The sequence below is a fragment of the Vibrio sp. 1F255 genome (assembly GCF_041439145.1).
In the GTDB taxonomy this organism is placed as follows: domain Bacteria; phylum Pseudomonadota; class Gammaproteobacteria; order Enterobacterales; family Vibrionaceae; genus Vibrio; species Vibrio crassostreae_C.
In genome coordinates, this window is sequence record NZ_JBGONQ010000006.1 from 1 (window position 1) to 24,826 (window position 24,826).

Consider the following 24,826-nt stretch of genomic DNA (forward strand, 5'->3'; position numbering starts at 1 on the left):
TCCTTCTATCGCTTTCGCTTCATACCCGGATCAACCAAGAACGATTAGCATGAACAATCTTCACACTGGTGAACGATTAGAGACTTGTTATTTCGATGGCACTAACTATGTTGGTGACGAGATGGCACGCCTTAGCAAACTGTGCCGTGACTTCCGCCGCAATGAGATTCATCCAATGGATAAGAACCTGTTTGATCAGATCACTCAGATTCAAAATGTACTGGGTATTCAAAAAGAAGTTCAAATCATCTCTGGCTACCGCTCTCCAGCAACCAACGAAGCGTTGCGCTCTAAGTCGAGTGGTGTCGCTAAAAAGAGCTATCACATGCTTGGTAAAGCGATCGATTTTCGTATCGATGGTGTTGATTTAAAGGAACTGAGAGACGTAGCTAAAAGTCTGCAAGCAGGTGGTGTTGGTTATTACGCTCGTAGTAACTTCATCCACATTGATACTGGTCCAGTTCGCAGCTGGTAGAGCTAAGCTGAGTTATTGAGTGATACGGTAGGCACTTGTCAAAGTAGACATCCAATGTCATAGTTTGCCCAAATTTCAGTTTGTTCTAATAATTCGGTTTATTGCTGCTCAGTTTGTTGCTGTTTAGTTTGTTATTGTTGGGTTTGTTGCCAATAACATAGCGATATTCGAGTTGTTCACCAGATTCGCTCTTTAAGGTTTGTATATGTCTCTTAAGTATCAAGTTGTACCTGTTACCTCTTTTTCTCAGAACTGCTCGATTGTGTGGTGTGATGAAACCATGGAAGGCATCGTTGTCGATCCGGGCGGTGATGTTCAACAACTCGCGGCTATCATTGAAGAACTCGGTGTTAAGGTTGTGAACTTGGTACTGACGCACGGTCACTTAGATCATGTTGGCGGTACGGTACCACTTGCTGAGATCTTGAAGGTTGAAATTGTGGGCCCGCATAAGGCAGACAACTTCTGGCTACAAGGTCTAGAGAATCAAAGTCAGATGTTTGGTTTCCCACTGTGTAAAGCTTTTGAACCAAACACTTGGTTAGAAGAGGGCGACAAAGTCACTTTTGGTAATCAAGTGATTGATGTGATTCACACGCCGGGCCACACGCCAGGTCACGTTGTACTGTTCAGTGAGCAAGCTCGTTTAGCGTTTGTGGGTGATGTGTTGTTTAACGGCGCAATTGGCCGTACTGACTTCCCACAAGGTGACTTCAATACGCTTATCGCTTCAATCAAGACTAAGCTTTGGCCACTAGGCAGTGACGTAACATTCGTTCCGGGCCATGGTCCTGAATCGACATTCGGTCGCGAGCGTGCATCAAACCCGTTCGTCGCAGATGAAATGCCTCTGTACTAATTAAATCTTTGATTTTCCAACCGATTATTTGTGTCGATTGATTGAAAATGAAGCTTAGCTTTTGTCCTGAAAGCTAAGCTTTTTTATTGTGTGTGAACTTACTGGTAAACCTTAATCAGAAAGACGTTCAGCGGCAGCCAAGTAGCGTCGAGCCAGCCCCACAAACTCTTCTCCACTCATATTCAAATCATGGGTTGATATGAAAATGTCATAACCGTGGAAGCCCCTTTGATATTTCATTCTGTTGGCAAGCATCGCCTGCAATCCAGAATAGTTTTTAATCACCGCGTTTGGACTGTTTGTCTCATTCGGTGAATCAAGGTTGTCCTGTGATTGGTTATCGTTGAAATTCACGTTGTCGGTATTCTGCGACTCTTTGTATTGGCTTAGTTCGACACAGCCACTTTCAGTACAACGCGCATGGTAATGCGATGAGTCGAGAACCATATCCTCAAAGTTGGACTCTTTGCCTGCTTGTTTGGCTCCTAAGTACAAAAGTGCTCGTTGGCTGAGCAATAATTCACAAGTTATTTTAGGACAAATCGAATCGAGGTAGGGCGAGTAATCTTTTACTTTAATTCCGACCCAGGGCAGAGGTTGATGCCAACCATCTTGTTCATAAGTGCAAAGACCAATTTTTTGGATGTTACTCCATTTTAAAACCCAACCCCCTTTGTAAAAGTGCTGCTGAAAATGAGTCGGGGTAAGTGTGAACATCACTCGGCTGCGCAGCATCAAATAGTAGCCAGTTCCCAGAAGCGCAATACTGCAAAAAGCACCCACGATCAGTAACTTTGGATTGTCACTGTAGAGCGAAACGATCAAGCAAATGAAGCCTAAAATAATGGCGAGGATACGGTACGAGCGAGTGAATGAAGGCAAAGAGAAATTACTAAGGTGACGAGTGTCCATAGGTAACACCAAGTTTTCATATTTTTGTCTGGATGGATAACCAGTGTATATGACCCTGAATTGATAAGTCGATGTTTAAATAATAGACGCTAGTAGACAATATCGGTATTTTTCGTCGACTTTCGACGCTTCACTCTACAAATAGCTCCTGTTTTTTGGTATAAATCGCGCTTCAAATTTTCACCACTGCGAAAAGAGCAGTGAACTGGAGAAATATTCAATGAGACTTGCTCATAAGCGTAAGGTGCAGGCTAAACTGCAGAAACGCACTAAAGCGGCTGTAGTTAAAGCAGTGGCAACGCCGAAAAAAGCGAAGCCTGTCGCAGAGAAAGTTGTAGCAGAAAAAACTGTAGCAGCAAAACCAGCGGTAGAGAAAGCAGTAGCAGCAACTAAAGAAGTTGCAGTAGCACTGACTCCTAAGCAACAACAAGTTCTAGACATCGTTGTTAGCAATGCTGAAGGCATTAACCCTAAAGGTATCGGCCTAGAAGCTGGTCAAGAAGACGCGAAAGCAGCTTCATGGGCAACAGGCGCATTGAAAAAACTTCTTGAAGAAAACCTAGTAGCGAAAGAGCAGCTAGCAGGTAACAAGGTTATCTACAAAGCTATCTAATCCTGTGGGATTACATTCGCTTCGTTAAGTTTTTAAGCCTCGATTTTCGAGGCTTTTTTGTATCTGGCACATTATGCCAAGTCCGAGCCCAAATCCAAGCCTAAACCTAGGCTCTATAATCTCAATTCCAATTCGATATACGGCTTAACTGATTAGTGTTGTCTCGTGTCAGAGCTTCGAATCAGCAAGCACTAAATTAGGGCGTTAGCTAGGTAGATCAAGAGAGCAAAGCCTTGATTTTTTCCCCTAAAATACAGCAATGAATAGAGCTTCATCACGAAATGGCAATCAATTGTTAAGAGTATTTAATTATTAATACTTAGGTATTTATCAATACGCATTGCCTTGGTGAATATCCAAACTCCTTTGAAATCGACACTATTCAATCATCTCCTACGTAGTTCTACTTAATCCTTTGGTCTAATACGTAACTTTGTTAACGCCATGCGTGCGTGCTCTCCCTGATATCTTGTTGCCTCATCACGGTGCACTCTTATGTTGAATCATAAAAAATGCTCATAGAAAGAGTGTTAACCCAACAAAGGACGTGAACATGAGTCTCATTTCTAACTCCCTCACACGAGTTTTTAAAAACGTTGCAGTAACTGCTGCGGCTTGTTTAGCTTTGGTCGCTACTGGTGCTACAGCCGCTGATAAGGTTTACCGTTTAAAACTTGCGGAAACTTGGGGACCAAACTTCCCAGTTTTCGGTGATGCAACCAAAAACATGGCGGCGATGGCTGAGAAGATGTCGAATGGTCGACTGCAAATCAGAATCGATTCAGCAAACAAACACAAAGCACCTCTTGGCGTTTTTGACATGGTTAAGTCTGGTCAATACGACATGGGTCACTCAGGCTCTTACTACTGGAAAGGTAAAGTTCCAAACACTCTTTACTTCACTTCTATGCCTTTCGGTATGACGCCAGCAGAACAATACGCGTGGTTCTATCACGGTGGTGGTATGGAGTTAATGGAGCAGGTTTACTCTCCACATAACTTGATGTCTTTCCCTGGTGGTAACACGGATATCCAGATGGGGGGTTGGTTTCAAAAAGAGATCAACAGCGTTGAAGATCTACAAGGTCTGAAAATGCGAATCCCGGGCTTTGCAGGCGAGATTCTTGCTGAGCTAGGTGCTAAACCGACGAACATTGCCCCAGGTGAACTTTACACGTCTCTAGAGCGTCGCACGATTGATGCACTAGAGTGGGTAGGTCCATCGCTGGATTTACGAATGGGCTTCCACAAAATCGCGCCTTACTACTACACAGGTTGGCACGAGCCGGGTTCAGAGCTTCAATTCCTAGTGAACAAGCGTACATGGAACAAGCTGCCTGAAGACCTACAAGAAATCTTACGTGTTGCAATGCGTACTGCGGCTTACGACATGTACACACAAGCAACGCACGAAAGTGGTAAGAACTGGGTTTCAATGAAGACAGAATACCCAGATGTACAAGTGAAAGATTTCCCACCAGAGGTTATGTCTGCTCTGAAAGAAGCGAACGATCGCCTACTGGCTGCACATGCTGAGAAAGATGAGCTAGCAAAAGAGATTCAAGCTTCACAAGCAAGCTACCTAGAGCAAGTACGTTCATGGACGGATATTTCACATAGAGCTTATCTAAATAGCCAAGCGAAATAATCGACAGTTGTTGAACTGAATCTAAATGAACCCGAAGCTTTTCTTATTGAGTATTTAAGAGTGAATAAGCCGAGGGTTCATTTAAAACATAATAACTAAGCAGGATAAATCCTGTATTACGCTCAAGAACCTTTTCTACGTCCTACAGCTCGTTACCTCAGCTGCGCGATGTCTTTTCAAATTCCATGGAGTCGGGAATGCGAAGTCTAATTTATATTGAACGCCTGTTTAATCGTATCGGTGACGCACTGGGATGGCTTTCCAGTATGTTGTTTATTTTACTTATCGCCAACGTCGTGTATGACGTTGTCATGAGATATGCCTTCAACGATGTCTCTATCGCCTTCCAAGAGATGGAATGGCACCTTTTCTCCGCCGTTTTCCTACTCGGTGTTCCTTATGCCATCAAGGCTGGTGGCCATGTTCGAGTTGACGTGTTCTATGAGCAACTGAGCTTTAAAGCACAAGCGATTATTGACCTGCTTGGCACGCTTATCTTTCTACTTCCGTTTTGCCTGCTGGTGGCTTGGTTTGGTATCGATGTTGCCAAAGAGAGTTATGAACTGGGTGAAACCTCAGGCGATCCCGGTGGCCTGCCGTATCGCTGGATCATCAAAGCTATGATCCCGCTGTCATTCTTTTTGATGGCACTCAGTGGCGTAGGTTTGATCCTGCATTCACTGAATAAGATTTTTAATCCGCATCTTATCCATGCAAACAATATTCATACAAAAAACAAGTAGAGGCTGAACATGATTGGAATAGTAATGTTTTTCGTAGCCTTGTTTGCGCTTTTACTTGGCTTCCCAGTGGCGTTTACCTTTGGTGGTATCGCGTTAATCTTTGGTGTTTGGGCTGAGGGCATTGAAATGTTTGCCTTCATGCCATATCGAATTCAATCCATTATGGAAAACACGGTTCTGATGGCCGTTCCATTGTTTGTTTTTATGGGGCTCGTTCTACAAAAGACCAAGCTTGCTGAGCAGTTGCTTGAGTCTATGGGGCGACTGTTTGGCGGCGTTCGTGGTGGTATCGCGATTTCAACCGTATTAGTAGGTTCACTACTTGCGGCTTCTACTGGCGTGGTTGGTGCTTCTGTTGTTGCTATGGGACTTATCTCCCTACCTGTAATGCTCAAGTACAATTACGACAAAGGCTTAGCCTGCGGCACTATTTGTGCGTCTGGTACGCTAGGGCAGATCATTCCACCCTCCATCGTATTGATTCTATTGGGTGATGTTCTAGGTGTTCCTGTAGGCGACTTGTTCCAAGCGGCGATTTGGCCGGGCGTGATGCTGGTCGGCGCGTACATCGTTTATATCTTGATATACGCAAAGCTACACCCTGAAGCGGCTCAACCTATTGAACGTGATGACTCCATCAGCCGTAAGCAGGAAGTGTTTAATGCACTGAAAGCGATTCTTCCGCCTCTAGCGTTAATCATTGTTGTACTGGGCTCTATCTTCGCAGGTGTTGCTACGCCAACAGAGTCAGCCGCATTAGGTGGCGCGGGTGCGATGATACTTGCACTGCTTTACGGTCAATTTAGTTGGTCGATGGTGTACGAGGCGTCGAAAGAGACGGTGAAAGTAACGGCGATGGTATTTGCTATCTTGTTGGGTGCAACGGCATTCTCAATGGCGTTTACCTACACTGGTGGCGACTATCTGGTTGAAGAGTGGATGCTACAACTGCCAGGTGAAAAATGGGGCTTCCTGATCATTACCATGCTGGTGATTCTGATTCTGGGTTTCTTCATCGACTTCGTAGAGATCTGTTTCATCATCGTGCCGATCATTGCGCCAGTTGCTGAACTGATGGGCATCAACATGACATGGTTCGCTATCCTTATTGCGATGAACCTACAAACTTCCTTCTTAACGCCGCCATTTGGTTTTAGTTTGTTCTATTTAAAAGGCGTAGCACCGAAAGGCGTGACGACTAAGGACATCTACCGAGGTGTGATGCCGTTCATTCTGATTCAAATCCTCGTACTTGGATCACTTCTCGCTTTCCCATCTTTCTATGGAATGTGAGTGAAGCCAAGAATGTGAATGATATGTTTCGACGGCTATCTATAAATTGCTAAAGTAAAACGGCTTATTGATGTTCAGTAAGCCGTTTTTTGTGAGGGAAAGGAATGCCTCTAAAAGCCAAGCTGATTTTGCTGACGTTGCTCCCGTTGCTGCTGGTAACGGCGAGTATTAGTTGGATCTCGCTGCACCAGACTAAGACGTTAGGCGCTAAAGAAGTCGAGATCTTTAGAGACAGCCTAATCAAGTCGCGTGAAAACGCCCTCAAAGACACGGTTGATCTCGCGTTCGACGCCATAGAACACGTCTATAACGATCCAAATATCCAAGAAGCCCAAGCCAAAAAAAAAGTTCGAACCATATTGTCTAAACTTAGATATGGCTCTGATGGGTACTTCTTCGCATACGATCGTCTCGGGACCAACTTGGTTCATCCAATTCAGCCAGAATTGATAGGCCAAAACCTACTCCAACTGCAAGATGAAGATGGCGATTTTCTGATAGAGGCTCTGTTAAGAGAAGCGCAAACCGGAGGCGGGTTTCACCAGTATTTGTGGCAAAAGCCTTCGACGGGTGAGGTGGTGTCTAAGCTTAGCTACGCCGCTTGGTTAGAGCGTTGGGACTGGATGATTGGCACCGGCTTGTATATTGAAGACGTACACCAAGAAGTGGCTTCGATGCAGGCTGCGATTAACAACAATATTGAAACCACGTTCTTTTCGATTGTGGTGATTCTGAGTGTGACGGTTGCGGTCATTATCGTGCTGACCTTGGCCATTAACATGCATGAACATCGGATTGCGGATAACAACCTAAAGGAACTGGCGCACAAGACGGTGATGTTCCAAGAAGACGAGAAGAAGCATTTAGCGCGTGAGCTACATGATGGTATTAACCAATTATTAGTGTCGAGTCGTTGCCACTTAGAACTGCTCGGTAATAAGCTACAAAATGAAGACCTCAAAGCACATTTGAATAAGTCGCAGCATTCACTGATGCGAGCAATCGAAGAAGTGAGGCACATCTCGCATCAACTTCGTCCAAGTTCGTTGGATGATATTGGTTTAGAGGCGGCATTGTCTTCATTGTTGTTAGATTTTCAGGCGCATTCGGGTATTGAAGTAGAAACCTTGTTTAGCACTCAACAGGGTAAGTTGAAATCTGAGGCTGCGACAACCTTGTATCGAGTGGTGCAAGAGTCGCTGAATAATATCGAGAAACACGCGCAAGCGACCAAAGTAACGGTTATCGCTCAGCAAATTGGTAATGTGTTGCAACTACTGATTCAAGATAACGGTGTCGGTTTCAACACCTATAAAGCGATGGAAAAACGAGGGATCGGGCTGCGTAACATGAGAGAGCGAGTGGAGTTCATCGGTGGTGACTTTGAATTGATGAGTGAGATTGGCCTCGGAACGGAAATTACAGTGTTACTGACACTAGAGGGATTAATGAATGAGTGAAGTTATTCGAGTTGTGATTGCTGACGATCACCAAGTGGTACTGGATGGCTTTATGGCGAGATTGGAACTCGAGCCAGATATTAGCGTGATAGGTACGGCCAGCAATGGACTAGAAGCGGTAGAGGTCGTTAAGTCTCTGCGCCCTGATGTGGTGTTGATGGATATCAGCATGCCTATCATGAATGGCATTGATGCCACCCATCTGATTAAAGAAGAAGACCCAGAAGCCAAGGTCCTGATGCTGACCATGCATAACAACCGTGAATACATCATGAAGGTGATGCAGTCGGGTGCTGTCGGTTACATGTTGAAAGAGATTTCGGCTGAAAAAATGGTACAGGCAATCAAAACGGTCAATCAAGGATCGACCTATTTCTGTGAAAAAGTCACGCAGAATTTGTTTACTCAGCCGATTACTCCCACGCCATCTGTCAAGAATCCATTGAGCAGACGTGAAGAGGCTGTGCTGAAATTAGTCGCAAAAGGGGAGAGCAGTAAAGAGGTCGCAAAGGCGCTGAATATCAGCTATCGAACGGTAGAAACCCATAGGCAAAATATTAAGCATAAGCTCGATATTCACTCTACGGCAGAGCTTGCTAAATATGCGGTCAGCTCCGGGCTTGTGGACTGATCTTACGCTAAATAACGTTAAATGTGTAATTTAATTACTAAATGTGTAATTTACGCCTCCTTTATGGAGGTTTTTTTAGTATTTTTGCGACAGGTTGATATTCTTCTTTTCGAAATTTAAGCGCCGAATGCAATGTTGCAAACTGTGCGCTGCAAATTAGAGAGGAAGCATGGAGCCTGTAAAAGATAGGTATAGTATTGAAAATACCGATTATACAGTAGGACAAGATAACGTTCAGAAATGGGGTTTTGATGTTCATAACCCAGTATTTGGAATCAGTGCAGGGGCGATCATTATCTTCCTGTTGGCACTTCTAGTCGCAGACCCTGAAACCGCAAAAGCGGCGCTTGATGGAATCAAATGGAAAGTCATTGGTAACTTCGATGGTTTCTTCATGTGGGCAGCAAACATCTTCGTAATTTTCTGTTTTGCCCTCATTGTCTCCCCGTATGGCAAGATACGTATTGGTGGCAATGATGCCAAAGCAGAGCACTCAAACCTATCTTGGATGTCGATGTTATTCGCCGCAGGAATGGGTATTGGCTTAATGTTCTGGGGGGTTGCTGAGCCAGTAGCTTATTTCACTGGCTGGTATGAAACACCACTAGGTGTTGAAGCTTACTCTCCTGAAGCGGCGAAGTTGGCTCTTGGTGCAACCATCTACAACTGGGGTCTGCACGGTTGGGCGATTTACGCGGTTGTTGCTCTAGCGCTTGCCTTCTTCACCTTCAATAAAGGTTTACCTCTATCAATCCGCTCTATTTTCTACCCTATCTTGGGTGATAGAACTTGGGGTTGGTTTGGTCATATTGTTGATATCGTCGCTGTGCTTGCAACGCTATTTGGCCTTGCAACTTCATTGGGCTTAGGTGCTCAACAAGCGACCAGTGGTATTAACCATGTATTTGGTACCGATGGCGGTATTGGCATGCAGCTGATTGTTATCGCAGTGGTTACTTTCTTAGCGACAATGTCCGTGGTTCGTGGCATCAACGGTGGTGTAAAGCTTCTGAGTAATGTGAACATGCTGGTTGCTTTGGGCTTACTTATCTTCGTTACCATCGCTGGTGGCATGGCGGGTATTAAAGCAATCCCAACCGCGCTAATGGGCTACATTGAAAACTTCATTCCCTTAAGCAATCCTCACGGTCGTGATGACGAAACGTGGATGCAAGGTTGGACGGTATTCTACTGGGCGTGGTGGATGTCTTGGTCACCATTCGTAGGCATGTTCATCGCTCGTATCTCTAAAGGTCGAACGATTCGTGAATTCATCGTTGCTGTATTGTTCATCCCAACGACAGTAATCATCATCTGGATGGCTATTTTCGGTGGCATCGCGATTGATCAAGTGGCGAACAAGGTGGGCGAGATTGGTGTGAATGGTCTGCAAGATATTACACTTTCTCTTTTCCATACTTACGATGCTCTGCCAATGAGCTCTGTGCTTTCAGTGGTATCGATTGGTTTGATTATGGTGTTCTTTATCACCTCTTCTGATTCAGGCTCATTGGTTATCGATAGCATTACCTCTGGCGGTAAAGTGGATGCACCGGTTCCACAACGTGTATTTTGGGCGTTGATGGGCGGCGCGATTGCAGCGGTTCTACTATGGGTTGGTGGTACGGAATCTATTCAAGCACTGCAAGCTGGAACGGTATCGATGGCGCTACCATTTGCCTTCATATTATTGCTTATGTGCCTAAGCTTATTGCTAGGTTTACGAACTGAAAATCAATTGGTTAAGCACCAAAATGCTTTGAGTTAAAAGTATTTTTGATAAAAAGGTCGACAGGGTCGACCTTTTTTTCGTCATAAACTTGAGTAATTACGTGAATATTGTTTGAAATTCCATCGAACCGATTCTAGTTTACTGAAAACAACAAGTTAACCTGCTAAACTTCAGACATCCAAGTATTTGAATTATTGTGACAACAGCTTGTACTACTTGGATCGTAGGTTCGAGTTTGTAATTAAGTCGCAGGTAAGTAAGGAATACGAGGTCAATAGACCCTAATAGAATTCCGTAGAGAGGGATGATGACTAAAGGTATAGATAAATACAGTATCGACAGTACGGATTACACTGTCGGTCAAGATAACGTCCAAAAATGGGGTTTTGATGTTCATAACCCAGTATTTGGTATTAGTGCGGGACTTATCGCTTTGTTCCTGATCGGTGTTCTTATTACAGATACCGCTTCAGCAAAGGCTGCGCTAGATGGCGTTAAAGGCCAGATTATCAATTCGTTTGATTGGCTTTTCATCTGGTCGGGTAATATTTTCGTAATTTTCTGCTTAGGTTTGATTGTTTCTCCGTACGGCAAAATCCGCCTTGGTGGTGTTGATGCGACGGCAGATTACTCATTCTTCTCTTGGCTATCGATGCTGTTTGCCGCAGGTATGGGTATCGGCTTGATGTTCTGGAGTGTGGCAGAGCCAGCGGCTTACTTCACGGGTTGGTTTGAAACTCCGTTAGGTGTTGAACCAAACACACCAGAAGCTGCAAAACTGGCATTGGGCGCAACCATGTATCACTGGGGTCTACACCCTTGGGCGATTTATGGCGTAGTAGCACTGTCACTTGCGTTTTTCTCTTACAACAAGGGATTGCCTCTTTCTATCCGTTCTATCTTTTACCCAATTTTAGGTGATAGAGCTTGGGGCTGGGCAGGTCACATTGTTGATATTCTTGCTGTACTTGCAACGCTATTTGGTCTGGCGACATCGTTAGGTCTTGGTGCACAACAAGCGGCAAGTGGTATTCAGCATGTATTCGGCATTGAAGCGGGCTTAGGTCTGCAAGTTATTGTGATTACAGCGGTGACTTTATTGGCGGTAGTATCAGTACTTCGTGGTATTGATGGTGGCGTTAAAGTTATCAGTAACATCAACATGTTGGTGGCTTTCCTACTGCTTATCTTAGTGGCTCTAATCGGCTACGCGGTGACTTTAGGTTCTATCCCAACGACATTGATGGCATACATTGAAAACATCATTCCGTTGAGTAACCCTCACGGTCGTGAAGATGAAACGTGGATGCACGGTTGGACTGTATTCTACTGGGCTTGGTGGATCTCATGGTCTCCATTCGTAGGTATGTTTATCGCACGTGTTTCTAAAGGTCGTACCGTTCGTGAGTTCATCACAGCAGTACTGATTGTACCGACTACAGTGACTATCATTTGGATGTCAGTATTCGGTGGCATGGCGATTGACCAAATCGTGAATAACGTTGGTATTCTTGGTCAAGACGGCCTAACAGATGTATCACTAGCAATGTTCCAAATGTTTGATGCACTGCCGTTCGGGACTCTGCTTTCAATCATTGCGGTTGTATTGGTTCTAGTATTCTTCATTACATCGTCTGACTCAGGCTCTCTAGTAATCGACAGCATCACCGCGGGTGGTAAAGTTGATACGCCTGTGCCTCAACGTGTGTTCTGGGCGTTCCTTGAAGGTGCGATTGCTGTGGCTCTATTGTGGGTTGGTGGTACTGAAGCAGTACAAGCTCTACAAGCGGGTGCAATCTCGACGGCATTACCATTTACCATCATTCTATTACTGATGTGTGTGAGCTTGCTAATGGGTATGCGTACAGAAAAACGCTAGGCTTTGTAAGCTGAAATCTACTGCAATTTATACGCAGTAGAACGGTAAATAATATGAAGGCAGAAGAGGAAACTCTTCTGCCTTTTTTGTTTCCTCTTTACCGTGTTTTCTTGTCTCTTTTAAGCATGTGAAGTGCGATAAAAATGTTAATAACCGTAGAGACAACACCGCCTTAAATTTGGCGATAAGCCAAGGATTTGACATTACTTAAGCTTATGGTTTGCTTAAAATTATATTCCAATATTAAATTGTGAAATCGCTCGAATTTAATACTAATATTGGGTAGTATGCGCGAGATTTCCCACCACTCGTGAAACTTTGACATGAAACTAACACTAAAGCAGAAGTTGATAGGCGCTAGCCTATCTGCTGTTGTCGTTATGGCTACAGCGTTGACTTGGTTGTCAGCAAACCAATTATTTGAACAGACTCGTAATGGCGTATACCTACGAGCTGAAAGCGTATCTGAAGCAGCATCTGAAGGTATTAAAAACTGGATTGATATCCGTACTGATATCGCATCAGCATTTAATGACTTTTCACGAGAGGATGATGTTGTTCCTTTCCTTAGACAAGCTCGTGTAGCGGGTGGCTTTGACGATATCTTTTTAGGTACTCCAGAAGGTGGAATGTACCGTTCACATCCTGAACGTAATCGTGCAGATTACGATCCTCGTCAACGTCCTTGGTACCAAGAAGCAAACGCTGCAGGTAAGCAAATCATTACTACGGCTTACCAAGATGCAATCACCAAAGCACTTCTAGTAACGATCGCAGAACCTGTTCGCCACAATGGCCAACTTGTTGGTGTTGTTGGTGCAGACGTACTGATCGACCAGTTGGTTAACGATGTAATCAGCCTTGATGTTGGTGACAACGCTTACGCAATGCTAATTGATGCCTCTGACGGCACATTTCTAGCACACCCAGATTCAGCACTAAGCTTGAAGCCGGTAAGCCAGCTTTCAAACGATATCTCTATGCCTATCATCGAAAACGCAGTGCGTACGGGTAGCATCGAGATCATCAAAGAGCGCGGCGCAGACAAGCTGCTTTACTTCACGAAGGTGCCTAACACTAACTGGATCTTCGCGGTTCAGATGGACAAAGCAACAGAAGAAGCGAACCACTCAACGCTACTTACTCAGCTGATCATCACTGCTGTCGTTATTACGCTCATCGTAATCGTACTCGTGTCTTGGTTAGTAAGCTTCCTATTCCGCGACCTAAACCGCGTTTCAGCAGCACTTGAAGAAATTGCTTCAGGTGAGGGCGATCTTACTCAACGCCTTGAGCCTAAGAGCGACGACGAAATTGGTCAGCTTGCAGCAAACTTCAACCGCTTTGTGGGTAACATGCACACCATGGTGATCAAGCTAAGCGAAGTATCTGCTGCGCTAGGCAACCAAGCACGTCAAACGGCTTCTCAAGCTGAAGAACGTAGTGCTCGTATCCAAATGCAACAAGACGAGATCAACATGGTAGCAACAGCCGTTAACGAAATGGCTGCAGCAACACAAGAGATCGCAGGTAACGCAGACCACACTGCACAGAACTCATCTGAAGCGGTTGGCGCGTGTGAGCACGGTACTGGTCAAGTGACACAGACTCAAAGCTCTATCCAAAACCTTGCTCAAGAAGTTCAAATCGCAACTAACGTGATTCTCGAGCTTGAAGAGCACGGCAACAGCATCAACGCTATCTTGTCTAACATTCAAGGTATTGCAGAACAAACGAACCTACTTGCACTTAACGCCGCTATTGAAGCAGCACGTGCCGGTGAGCAAGGTCGTGGTTTCGCAGTAGTAGCGGATGAAGTTCGAGTTCTGAGCCAACGTACACACGGTTCAACGCAAGAAATTCAACAAACGATTGAGTTGCTGCAAGGTACAACAGGCAAAGCGGTTAACATCATGAACGATAGCCGTACACTTGCTGAAACCAGTGTTGATGACGCGAACTCAGCGGCTGCAAGCCTAACGCAAATCCATGCTGCTGTTGAACGCATCAGTGACATGGCAACACAGATTGCTTCTGCTGCAGAAGAGCAAGCGTCAGTAACGTCTGAGATTACTCGTAACACTGAAGGAATCCGTGACGTATCTAACGAGCTAGCAGACGAAGCACACCAAGCTGCAGAGCAAGCTGCGCAGCTTTCTGAACTGTCTCACGAGCTAGAAAGCGAAATCAGCCGCTTCAAGCTGTAATCGAAGCCAATATAACAAAGCCCCGACTTAGGTTGGGGCTTTGATGTATCTGTACCATCTAGACTAACGAGTTATTTAAACTCAAACTTGCCCTTCATGATTGCCCAGTGGCCCGGGAATGAACATAGGAAAGAGTAGTCGCCACCGGCTGTCATTTTCTCTGTGCTGAAAGTGATTGAGGTTGACTCGCCACCACCGATAACACGAGTGAAGGCGTAAACGCGGCTGTCGTCAGGTTTTACGTAGTTATTGTCGATACCTGCCGACATACCATCGATGCCTACTGCTTGTAGCGACGCAGTGTCTGTTATAACGACGTTGTGACCCATTGATTGGGCTGGCATAGAACCAGTATGGTTTAGCGTCAGCTTCACTTCTTTACAGCTCGCTGGAACGCTTAATGTGTCAGTTGAAAATTTCATTTGATCACTAGCATCAATCGATACTTCACATTCCGAGCTCGCTTGAGCGGTAAAGCTAGCACCTACAAGCGCTATCGTTGTTGCGATTAATCGTAAAGACATACACTGTTCTCCATTATTTTAGGGGGAGGTTATTCCATGAGGTTGATTGATACGTATTATCCTAGAAAGATGATCATAGTAATGTGCTACGACTTGAATTGTGTGCAACTCGTTGCTTTGTAAATGGTAAGTTTTTGTAGGAAAGGGCAAAACTAATCAGCGCATGAACAACCGTTTAGGGGGGAATGGTTGCTCGAGACTAGAATCGCAGACAACAAAAAGCCCGAGCATAAACTCGGGCTTTGAATAGTTTTCTTTATAGCTTAAGGGGAAGCTAGATTGCCTGACGAAGTTGGAAATAACGTCCTTCTTCGTTTAACAGCTTCTCGTGAGAGCCGTTTTCAACAATCTCGCCTTGTTCAATCAGAACGATAGAATCCATTGATTCCAGACCAATCAAACGGTGTGTAATGAAAATAACCGTCTTGCCTTCGAAGTGCTTCTCGAACAGCGTCATGATGCTTTGCTCTGTTTGCTTATCTAAGCCTTCTGTTGGCTCATCAAGAAGCAGGATAGGGGCATCATGAAGGATTGCACGTGCAATACCAACACGGCGCTTCTCACCACCAGACAGTTGACGACCACCGTCACCCAACCAGCTATCAAGCGCGTTATTCTCCAGCAGCTTTTCTAGACCAACATCTTTTAGGATATTCGCTAAGTGATCATCGGTCGCTTCTGGTCTTGCAATCAACAAGTTGTCACGCAAAGTACCATTTAGAATGTCGACACGTTGGCTTACCACACTGATTGATTCACGAAGCTGTGATTCATTCCACTGAGTCAGTTCAATGCCCGCGATTGAGATGTAACCCTTTTTAGGATCCCAGTAGCGAGTCAGAAGCTGAATCAGTGTCGATTTACCAGAACCCGTTTGACCAACAATCGCAACCTTGTGCGTGGCAGGGATCGTTAGGTCGACAGCGTTCAGAACACTGCGCTCAGAGTCAGGGTAGTTGAACGTCACGTTTGAGAACGTAATATCCAGTGGCTTGTTGATGTCGAGCTTCTCTTCAGCAAACTGAACTTCAGGTTCTGACAGAATCACTTCGTTCAAGCGACGAGCTGAAGACAGAGTTTGACCTAAATGCTGGAATGCACCTGCAATTGGCATTAATAGCTCGAAGCTTGCCATGGTTGCGAATGCCATTAGCGCGATGAACGGGTCTGGTGCATTACCACCCACGCCGTCAGCCGCAAGCCAAAGCATAAGAACCAGCGTCAAACCGTTGAACAGCATTAGCGCTGCTGAAGCCATACCGGTTAGGTTAGCGTTCACAAACTGATTCGCCATCAGCTTGCGTTGCGTTTCTAGAATCGCATTACGGTAACGCTCCTCAGCACCGAACAGAGTTAGCTCGCTGTAGCCTTCAATCCAATCCAGAGTGGTAACACGAAGATCCGCTTTGTTTTGTGTCAGTTCACCGCCGTTACGTTTACCCAGCTTGTAGAACAAGATTGGCCAAACCAACAGCATGACAAGAAGGATAGAACCTAAGATTAAACCTAGTGAGCTATCAAACCACATCAAGAACAGAGTCAGGAAGAAGATCCCAAACACACCCACCGTCACTGGGCTTACTAAGCGCAAGTAAACGTGGTCCATTGCATCGACATCAGCAACCAAACGGTTCAGTAGGTCAGCATCACGAAGGTTTGAAATACGACCTGGGATCAGCGGAGCCAGCTTCTTGAAGAAGAAGATACGTAAATCAGTTAACAGTTTGAATGTCGCATTGTGGCTCACAACACGTTCACCCCAACGACCCGCAGTACGGCTCATTGCCAAACCACGTACGCCACCACCCGGTAGCATGTAGTTGAAGGTTTCACGTGCAATCGTCAGGCCAGCAACCGCGGAAGCTGAAATAAACCAACCTGATAGCGTTAACAAGCCGATAGAAGCCGACAGAGTAGCAAAAGCCAATAGCATGCCTAGCGATAGGCCAAACCAATGCTTTTTATAGAGTTTCAGGTAAGGCAGTAAATCACGCATCTAAATTACCCTTATTATCTTGTTGAGCTAAGTTCGCGTTAAGCATCTCTTCGAATAAACCACCCGCAGTCGAAAGCTGAGAGTAATGACCTTGTTCAACCAGACCACCATCGCGCATAACCAGAATGTTATCGACCGATTGAAGTGGAGCGAGTTGGTGCGTCACAAGCAGGGCAGTGCGGCTTTCGATGTTGCTATTGATGCCTTTCATTACCAACTGTTCGCTACGAGTATCTAGGCTGGCAGTGGGTTCATCGAGCAACCAGAACTGACCGTCTTGGATCATTGCGCGAGCCAGAGCCAAACGCTGAGATTGACCCACAGACAGACCGCCAGAGCGATCAGAAATCATGTAATCCAAGCCGTGCTCATTTACGAATTCGTTAGCAAAAGACTGCTCAAGTGCGTTCTCGACAACTTGGTCAGTGATATCGTGCTTACCTAGAGTGACGTTGTCACGAATTGTGCCGTGCAGTAGCAACGGGTTTTGACCAACCCAGCTAATGGTTTTACGCCAAGAGGCTAAGTCTAGGTCACGCAGTTCAATGCCATTGATTTTCAAGCTTCCTTCATAAGGCATGAAACCAAGAATAGCGTTGATCAAACTTGTTTTACCTGCACCACTTGGGCCAACTAACGCAGTCGATTGGCGAGTGTTAAGCGCGAACGAGATAGGACCAACCAGTTGAACACCTTCAGGGCTCAATACTTTCAGATCTTGAGCTTCAATATTGATGCCTTGAGCCGGGTCTAACTGAGTGTCGCCTGATTTAACTTTAGTGATGTCTGTTTCTAGGAACTCGACAATACTTTCCGCTGCGCCAACCGCTTGTTGTTTCGCATGGTAGAAAGTACCTAAATCACGCAGAGGTTGGTAAAACTCTGGCGCCAAGATAAGGATAAACAAACCTGCGAATAGCGTAATGCCAACGCCGTAGTGGCCGAAGTTAAGCTCGCCGATGTAAGTGAAACCAAAGTAAACCGCCGTCATCGCAATCGAGATAGACGTGAAGAACTCAAGTACTGCAGACGACAAGAAAGCGATCTTCAATACATCCATGGTGCGCGTTCTGAACACCTCAGATGCACCTTTCAATACTTCTGTTTCAGCGTTTGTGCGGTCAAATAGACGGATGGTTGTCATTGACTGCAAACGGTCGTAAAAGTGACCAGAAAGACGTTGCAGTGCTTTGAAGTTTTTACGGTTTGCATCAGCTGCTTTCATACCCACAAGTGCCATGAACATTGGTACCAGTGGAGCAGTAATCAAGAAGATCAGTCCTGCTGCCCAGTTTACTGGGAACACCACAACCAAAATAATGAATGGAATCATTACCGACAAAGACATCTGAGGTAAGTAACGAGAGAAGAAGTCTTGCATGTCTTCGACTTGTTCTAGCAACAGGGTTGCCCACGTACCCGCAGGTTTGCCTTTGATATAAGCAGGGCCCAACTCACGTAACTTATCAAGGATGAGTTGCCTGATGTAGACACGGATCTGTTCACCACAGCGATAACCTGCGATCTCACGTCCCCATGTACAGCCAGCACGGCCAACGACCGATAATGCCAAGCCTGCGAAATGACCAACCAGTTCAGATTTATCGACATTTTCGATGACCAGCTGGTGAAGAATAGAGGCGAGAAGAGCTGCTTGAGCAATTAAGAACACGCTTGAAAGTACGCCAAGGCTAATCGCAATCATAAGCCAGCGTTTCGCTAACTTACTCTGTTGCTTAAGCCACTTGTTCAAGCTGCGTTGTTTTTTCTTATCCATTATGAAGGCTTAATGATAATTATTATTTGTTGAGGGCGGCTAGTATACAAAAGAAAGCCCAGTGGATATACCACTGGGCTCTAGGGATTTACAACAAAATGTGATGACGCCCTGCATCTACTGAGGCGAGAGCACCGATAATCAAATCTGCAATCTCAGATTTACTTATCGTTAAGGCCATCTAGGAAGCGTTCAGCATCCAGTGCAGCCATACAACCTGTACCAGCAGAAGTGATTGCTTGGCGGTAGTTGTGGTCCATTACATCACCTGCAGCGAACACGCCTGGGATGCTGGTTTGTGTCGCGTTACCTTCAAGACCAGACTGAACAATGATGTAATCATCTTTCATGTCGACTTGGCCTTTGAAGATTTCAGTGTTTGGTTGGTGACCGATAGCAATGAATGCGCCCATTACTTCGATATCTTCTGTCTTATCAGACTGAGTATCTTTAATACGAACGCCCGTTACGCCCATGTCGTCGCCCAGAACTTCGTCTAGCGTGCGATCAGTGTGAAGAACAATGTTGCCGTTCTCTACTTTGTCCATTAAACGTTTCACTAGGATCTTTTCAGCGCGGAACGTGTCACGGCGGTGAACTAGGTGAACTTCAGATGCGATGTTAGACAGGTAAAGTGCTTCTTCAACAGCCGTGTTACCACCACCAACAACTGCTACTTTCTGGTTGCGATAGAAGAAACCATCACACGTTGCACAAGCAGAAACGCCACGGCCTTTGAATGCTTCTTCAGAATCTAAACCTAGGTACTTAGCTGATGCACCTGTTGAGATGATCAACGCATCACATGTGTACTCGCCAGAATCGCCTTTAAGACGGAAAGGGCGGTTAGAAAGGTCGACTTCGTTAATGTGGTCGAACAGGATCTCTGTTTCAAAGCGCTCTGCGTGCTCTTTCATGCGATCCATTAGAGCTGGACCCGTTAAACCTTCAGCATCACCCGGCCAGTTTTCCACTTCTGTTGTGGTTGTAAGCTGACCACCTTGCTGCATACCCGTAACAAGTACTGGGTTTAGGTTTGCACGAGCAGCGTAAACTGCAGCTGTATAGCCAGCAGGGCCAGAACCAAGAATCAATAAATTACAGTGCTTTACGTCGCTCATGAGGACTCCGAAATTGAATTTGTTTTAATTTATAATCGCTTAGGATTGTATGGAAAATATGGAGGCAATAAAAGGTTAAACAAGGGCAGAAGTGTAATTAATCGTTATACGTTAGAACATAACCGAACTAAATGATGGTCTTGTAATCCTGTGTCTTAGATCAATAGCGATAAGTCAAGGAAAGTGCTCTTGCAAACAGCTATGCATATTGCTCACTTTTAGGGCCTTCTTGATCATGGTGTTTCTATAGCAGTATTTACTTTTTTGCGTATACATTGATGAGTAGAAAAACAAGAGAACCTGAATCCTATGTTTTATTTTAAAAAGTTTGCGTTAAAAGACGCTGCAAGAATTCATCAAAATTAGCGTGCAGATAAGCGACCACAAGACGCACTTTTAGTATGAACGGCATGATTACAAACAGGTGTAATGTTGGTTAATACTTGAACTATTGAGTGTTTCTCAGTTGTTATTTTTTTGTATGTGTTATTATTGATATTTATATATTGCACGGAATCATTTGAACTCTATGCAGATTCTAATCCTTTTTATCAATGTGTTTATTGTGTGCCTGAATTCGGTTTTTGCTTCTCCGCTGCAGGTCAGCGGGGAACAATCTGTGTTAGCTAATGAAGCTGTAAGATGGTATGAAATGCCTTTGTTATCTGATCCAGTCGATTTTCCCATATTAAAAAAACACATTGAATCCTCTCCAAGGATTGAAACGATATTTGGTGGTGAAGGGGCGTTTGGGTTGAGAGTTGATTTGGCCAACTCCGATATCAAGTCGTCACAACAAATAGTTACACTCCATGCAAACTATTTGGATCAAGGTTGGGGTTACTGGCAATCAACAAATGGTCAAGTAAGGCGAATACTTGATTTTGGCCAATTAAGTAACAAGAGTATCTTGCATCTGCATAGGCAAAGCTTCCCGTTAATATTGAATGCGGAGGAATCTGGAACACTTTGGCTCTACTTGGAAGCAAAGAAATTTCCAAAGGCAGTTAACTTCACTCTTCAACCTGAATATCCATTTTATATTCACGTTTTCCGCAACAATACGCTCACATTAGCTTCTATTACTGTCATGCTAACGTTGGGAGTTTTCGCTCTTTTTTGTTACTTTCAAACTAAACATCCAGTCACACTGGCTTGTGCAGGTTATGTTGGGCTACATGGCCTGGGATGGTTCGCCGCTTCAGGCGCTTGGGGGTACTTATTACCAAGCCAAAGCTGGAACCCAGTTTATTTTGGAATGGTATTGTTTCCGTTTGCGGTTGCTTTTTCTTGCTATTACACAAGATTATTGTTTGGATTTCCGCAGCATTTTATTCGTATTAATCTTACCTTTCAGGCCTTTAGTTGGCTGTGTGTCATTATCGGGTTTATTAATGTCTTTGCCCCGTTTTCGTTGACTTTTGTTATGTCCCATTTAATTGCGGCAATCTGGGTGCCGACAATGATAGTGACTGGCGTATTGATGGTTTATCAACGAAACTTTGTCGCTAAATATTATTTGATCGGTGGTCTTTGTTATGGCACGGCTTTGGTATATTACATTTTTGCGCATTTTGCACCATTGCCGACTCAGAGATCGACAGAAGTCATCGTTGTTGTTGCATTAGCAATAGATTGTACCTGCATTTTATTGTCACTGACTGAATGGTTGCGGATTCAACAACATCAACATCAGAAAACCTATATCCAGTCGAGGGTGGATAGTTTAACGGGGCTTGGAAACCGGCTGGATTTTAATGATGCGAGTAAACAATTAGTACATCATTCCTATTGTATCGTCTTCATCGATTGTGATGGCCTTAAATCGATTAATGATACTTATGGTCATGATGAAGGGGATCGCTTTTTAGAATACACCAGCCGCATGATGCGAGAAAAATTTACAGACCTTGGAATGGTTTATCGAGCTGGTGGCGACGAATTTATCTGGTTGTTGAAAGTGGATAAAGAGAAACAAGTTGAGGCTCTCTATTCTCAGATTGAGCTTAGAGTGACTCAGGTGGAAGAGCAAATTCGCAGTGCTGATTGGCCTCAGTCTGGCCTCAGTTTTGGAAGCGCATCTAGTTTTGAATGTGTCAATTTTTCTGAGTGTTTGAGCTTAGCTGACCAGCGAATGTACCAGCAGAAGCGCTCGAAGAACGGTTTTAAAAATCAGTCCAGTGAAATTGAGTGTTAGCTAAATTCCCTATTTTCTAAGTGAATCGTTTTAAGTCTAGTTAACTTATTTTCGTTTTGACTTTTGGTGTAAATGTCACCAAAGGTGGCTCTTTTAGCAACCAACCTTTCAAGCTTGCTTACCCTCTCATCTGTTTTGTGTAGAACATTCCCAATCTTTATAGTCGCCTATTTTTAACGAATTCTAAGTTAGGACATAAAGGCAGACCATCATATTCCAAATAAACGCATCATTTATAATTGTAGGTTTTATTAGAAAGCACTCTATTTGGGGCGGCCGAGTTCCCCCCGAACTCGACCTGTTCCAGACGCGCAAGCAAAGGCATTTGGTTTCTGGCGTACTCATAAATTAACCAATTTCAGTTTGTTGTGTAAATAATCAATAGCTTGGCAATTGATAGGTAGGTCGTATTTTGCTGTGCAAAAGCATAGAAATGAATGATGGTGAGCGTGGTGCTTGAGTTCATGCAAGGAGGCTGGCGTATTGAAGTGCAAGGGCTAACACAATATGAAACATGGCTTACCAGTTAATAATATCGTTAAATTTAAATTTGTAGGGATTTATAACTAGCTAGTGGAGTGTGCTAGTTTTAAGAGTTGGTCATCTTTTATTCTGGTGTTATACACTGCTTTTTGATTTCAGGTTGGATTTAGTGTCTGAATTATTAAATCTGACGGGATAAATGATTGTTTAATGTTGATTTGACAAGATCTTCAAGTATCCTTTATGTAAACAAAGCGTTAAATATCGAAAGTAAATTAACAATCATTAAGGAGTCGATGATGTTACATGCTCACGAAAATACCCTACATATTACCCACCTCAGTAACCACGCGGTTGAGGAGTTGTCACCATCATTCTCTAAGCTACCAAGCACAGAGCATGCGGATGGCCAGTTTCGATTGAGAAGATACTCGGTGGTTCAATTCAGTAATGGACAAGTCGTTGAGCAAGACAAACATAACTTTGTTCAGTCTGAAAACATTAATCACTTTCAAGGTGACGTTGTTCGTCAGTTCGAGCCGATTGAAGCGAATATTCTAAGCAGTGAAGGCATGCAAGAAATGTGTGAACTGTTTATTGAAACCAATGGGCTTGAAGACGGGCAAGAAATCGAAATCCACCAAATCCGTATCGCTGCCATTTTTGAAGAGACACAGGTTGCGCCAGAAGGTGTTCACCAAGATGGCTTCGACCACATCGCTTTAATTGGTGTTAACCGTCATAACATTGTGGGTGGCGAGATAATGCTGTACCAAGATTCACATGAAGCGCCATTCTTTAGAAAAGTGCTTGAAGACGGTGAAGTCGCAATGCTGGCCGACAGCAAGCTTTGGCACAACGCACAACCGATTCGTACCATAGACCACGATGAGATGGGCTATATGGATGTGTTTGTTCTAACGGCTAAGGATGCGCGCAATGTCCTTCACTCTTAATGATGTGCGCCAGCAGTTTAGCGCGCTAGGCCAATACCATAACGGTAAGCCGGTGACCTTTTTTGATGGGCCAGGTGGCTCTCAGGTTCCTGAAAATGTTTTAGCATCCATGATGGAATATCTTGGCCACTTTAATTCAAACCTAGGCGGTCATTACTTTTCTAGCCAGAAGACCACAGGTTTAATGCAGCAAGCGAGAGAAGCGGCACAAGCGCTACTCAATGCGGAATCTTCTGGCAACGTTGTGTTCGGTGCGAACATGACCTCGCTGACCTTCCAACTTAGCCGCGCGATCAGCCGAGATTGGAAAGAGGGCGATGAAGTTATCGTTACTGCGTTAGACCATTACTCGAATGTATCAAGCTGGCAGCAAGCAGCAGACGACAAAGGCGCGATTGTTCGCCAAGTTCGTGTCGACGAGTCGGATTGTAGCCTAGACATGGCGCACTTTGAGTCGCTGTTAAATGAGAAGACTAAGCTTGTTGCTGTGACGTTTGCTTCGAACACCACGGGCTCGATTGTCGACATGGCGAAAGTTATCGAGCTTGCACATCAGCACGGTGCTCAGGTTTATGTTGATGCGGTTCACTACGCTCCTCATCACTTGATCGATGTTCAACAACTGAATTGTGATTTCTTAGCGTGTTCAGCTTATAAGTTCTTCGGCCCGCATGTGGGTATTGCTTACATTGCACCTCAATGGCTGCATACGTTAAAGCCATACAAGGTAGAGCCTGCCACTAATATTGGTCCAGGCCGTTTTGAAACCGGAACACAAAGTTTCGAAGGACTTGCAGGTGTGATTGCAGCAGTAGATTACTTGGCGCAGTTTGGTGAGCCAACCGACTCATTGCGTTCTCGTTTAGAGCAAAGCTACGCGCTTTATAATAAGCATGAGAGCCAACTGAGTGAGTACTTCCTTAAACGCTTGTCTGATCTTGAAGGGGCAAAACTTTATGGTAAAACGGAGTTTGATTCGAACCTGAGAACGCCAACGTTCGCCATCACCTTTGATAACCACTCTCCAGAGTTCATCGCTAAGAAGCTGGGTGAGCATAATATCTGTGTGTGGAACGGACACTTCTACGCGCTAGGTTTGGTGAAACAGTTGGGTATTGAAGAGCAGGGCGTGGTGCGTATTGGTTGTATGCATTATAACTCGATTGAAGAAATCGACTTGCTGTTCAATGTGCTTGAAGGGATCTTGCGAAGCCATTAGCAGAAGTAATTAGCAAGAAGTCACTAGCACTATAATCGCTACAGAATTAGAAAAGAGCATACTTCTCTCAAGAATATTGAGTAGGAAGTATGCTCTTTTTC

19 protein-coding genes are annotated in these 24,826 nt (G+C 44.6%); 14 read left to right on the forward strand and 5 right to left on the reverse strand.

Going from position 1 to position 24,826, the window contains the following annotated elements; all coding sequences use genetic code 11:
- A partial coding sequence (locus tag ACED41_RS05575; RefSeq protein WP_371724621.1) for a DUF882 domain-containing protein occupies positions 1-475 on the forward strand: 475 nt, incomplete at its 5' end.
- A gap of 205 nt (positions 476-680) precedes the next feature.
- Positions 681-1,334, forward strand: coding sequence for an MBL fold metallo-hydrolase (locus tag ACED41_RS05580; protein ID WP_017060954.1), 654 nt, complete (start codon positions 681-683; stop codon positions 1,332-1,334).
- Positions 1,335-1,445: 111 nt separating this feature from the next.
- Here ACED41_RS05580 and ACED41_RS05585 read toward each other — a convergent pair whose 3' ends face one another.
- A complete protein-coding gene (locus tag ACED41_RS05585; protein WP_017060955.1) occupies positions 1,446-2,246 on the reverse strand; it encodes a DUF2982 domain-containing protein in 801 nt (266 codons plus the stop codon).
- Positions 2,247-2,466: 220 nt separating this feature from the next.
- Between ACED41_RS05585 and ACED41_RS05590 the strand changes: the two genes are divergently transcribed.
- The 9 genes from ACED41_RS05590 to ACED41_RS05630 all read left to right on the forward strand — a co-directional run bounded on the left by ACED41_RS05590 (position 2,467) and on the right by ACED41_RS05630 (position 14,452).
- Positions 2,467-2,859: a hypothetical protein gene (locus tag ACED41_RS05590; RefSeq protein ID WP_017060956.1), complete on the forward strand. Its 393-nt coding sequence runs from the start codon at positions 2,467-2,469 to the stop codon at positions 2,857-2,859.
- A 553-nt stretch (positions 2,860-3,412) separates the two neighbouring features.
- Positions 3,413-4,507, forward strand: coding sequence for a TRAP transporter substrate-binding protein (locus tag ACED41_RS05595; RefSeq protein ID WP_017060957.1), 1,095 nt, complete (start codon positions 3,413-3,415; stop codon positions 4,505-4,507).
- A gap of 197 nt (positions 4,508-4,704) precedes the next feature.
- Complete coding sequence (locus ACED41_RS05600) at positions 4,705-5,250, forward strand: TRAP transporter small permease subunit (protein ID WP_017060958.1); 546 nt, start codon at positions 4,705-4,707, stop codon at positions 5,248-5,250.
- 9 nt (positions 5,251-5,259) lie between these two features.
- The gene (locus tag ACED41_RS05605; protein WP_029235146.1) at positions 5,260-6,543 is read left to right on the forward strand and encodes a TRAP transporter large permease subunit; all 1,284 of its coding nucleotides are present in this window, start codon (positions 5,260-5,262) and stop codon (positions 6,541-6,543) included.
- 104 nt (positions 6,544-6,647) lie between these two features.
- Positions 6,648-8,003: a cache domain-containing protein gene (locus ACED41_RS05610; protein ID WP_371724622.1), complete on the forward strand. Its 1,356-nt coding sequence runs from the start codon at positions 6,648-6,650 to the stop codon at positions 8,001-8,003.
- On the forward strand, positions 7,996-8,634 hold the full coding sequence (locus tag ACED41_RS05615; RefSeq protein ID WP_017060961.1) for a response regulator transcription factor: 639 nt from the start codon (positions 7,996-7,998) through the stop codon (positions 8,632-8,634). Before ACED41_RS05610 ends, ACED41_RS05615 begins: the two co-directional genes overlap by 8 nt.
- Positions 8,635-8,803: 169 nt before the next feature.
- On the forward strand, positions 8,804-10,402 hold the full coding sequence (locus tag ACED41_RS05620; protein ID WP_017066829.1) for a BCCT family transporter: 1,599 nt from the start codon (positions 8,804-8,806) through the stop codon (positions 10,400-10,402).
- A 271-nt stretch (positions 10,403-10,673) separates the two neighbouring features.
- Complete coding sequence (locus tag ACED41_RS05625; RefSeq protein WP_017060963.1) at positions 10,674-12,245, forward strand: BCCT family transporter; 1,572 nt, start codon at positions 10,674-10,676, stop codon at positions 12,243-12,245.
- A 323-nt stretch (positions 12,246-12,568) separates the two neighbouring features.
- A complete protein-coding gene (locus ACED41_RS05630; RefSeq protein ID WP_017070254.1) occupies positions 12,569-14,452 on the forward strand; it encodes a methyl-accepting chemotaxis protein in 1,884 nt (627 codons plus the stop codon).
- A gap of 71 nt (positions 14,453-14,523) precedes the next feature.
- On the opposite strand, the gene azu is transcribed toward ACED41_RS05630, so the two are convergent.
- From azu to trxB, 4 genes are all read right to left on the reverse strand, one after another.
- On the reverse strand, positions 14,524-14,976 hold the full coding sequence (azu, locus tag ACED41_RS05635; protein ID WP_017063577.1) for an azurin: 453 nt from the start codon (positions 14,974-14,976) through the stop codon (positions 14,524-14,526).
- A 274-nt stretch (positions 14,977-15,250) separates the two neighbouring features.
- Positions 15,251-16,972, reverse strand: a complete 1,722-nt coding sequence (gene cydC, locus ACED41_RS05640; RefSeq protein ID WP_371724623.1) for a cysteine/glutathione ABC transporter ATP-binding protein/permease CydC — start codon at positions 16,970-16,972, stop codon at positions 15,251-15,253.
- On the reverse strand, positions 16,965-18,749 hold the full coding sequence (cydD, locus tag ACED41_RS05645; RefSeq protein ID WP_371724624.1) for a cysteine/glutathione ABC transporter permease/ATP-binding protein CydD: 1,785 nt from the start codon (positions 18,747-18,749) through the stop codon (positions 16,965-16,967). The genes cydC and cydD overlap by 8 nt, the downstream gene beginning before the upstream one ends.
- 161 nt (positions 18,750-18,910) lie before the next feature.
- Positions 18,911-19,870 carry a thioredoxin-disulfide reductase gene (gene trxB, locus ACED41_RS05650; protein WP_004733400.1) on the reverse strand — a complete coding sequence of 320 codons (960 nt, stop codon included), beginning with the start codon at positions 19,868-19,870 and terminating at the stop codon, positions 18,911-18,913.
- A gap of 529 nt (positions 19,871-20,399) precedes the next feature.
- Here trxB and ACED41_RS05655 point away from each other — a divergent pair.
- The 3 genes from ACED41_RS05655 to ACED41_RS05665 all read left to right on the forward strand — a co-directional run bounded on the left by ACED41_RS05655 (position 20,400) and on the right by ACED41_RS05665 (position 24,725).
- Positions 20,400-22,067 (forward strand): diguanylate cyclase, encoded by a 1,668-nt coding sequence (locus ACED41_RS05655; protein WP_017066195.1) that lies wholly within the window; start codon positions 20,400-20,402, stop codon positions 22,065-22,067.
- A gap of 782 nt (positions 22,068-22,849) precedes the next feature.
- Positions 22,850-23,506, forward strand: a complete 657-nt coding sequence (locus tag ACED41_RS05660; protein WP_371724625.1) for a 2OG-Fe dioxygenase family protein — start codon at positions 22,850-22,852, stop codon at positions 23,504-23,506.
- Complete coding sequence (locus ACED41_RS05665) at positions 23,490-24,725, forward strand: cysteine desulfurase-like protein (RefSeq protein ID WP_371724626.1); 1,236 nt, start codon at positions 23,490-23,492, stop codon at positions 24,723-24,725. The genes ACED41_RS05660 and ACED41_RS05665 overlap by 17 nt, the downstream gene beginning before the upstream one ends.
- The last annotated feature ends 101 nt before the right edge of the window (positions 24,726-24,826 follow it).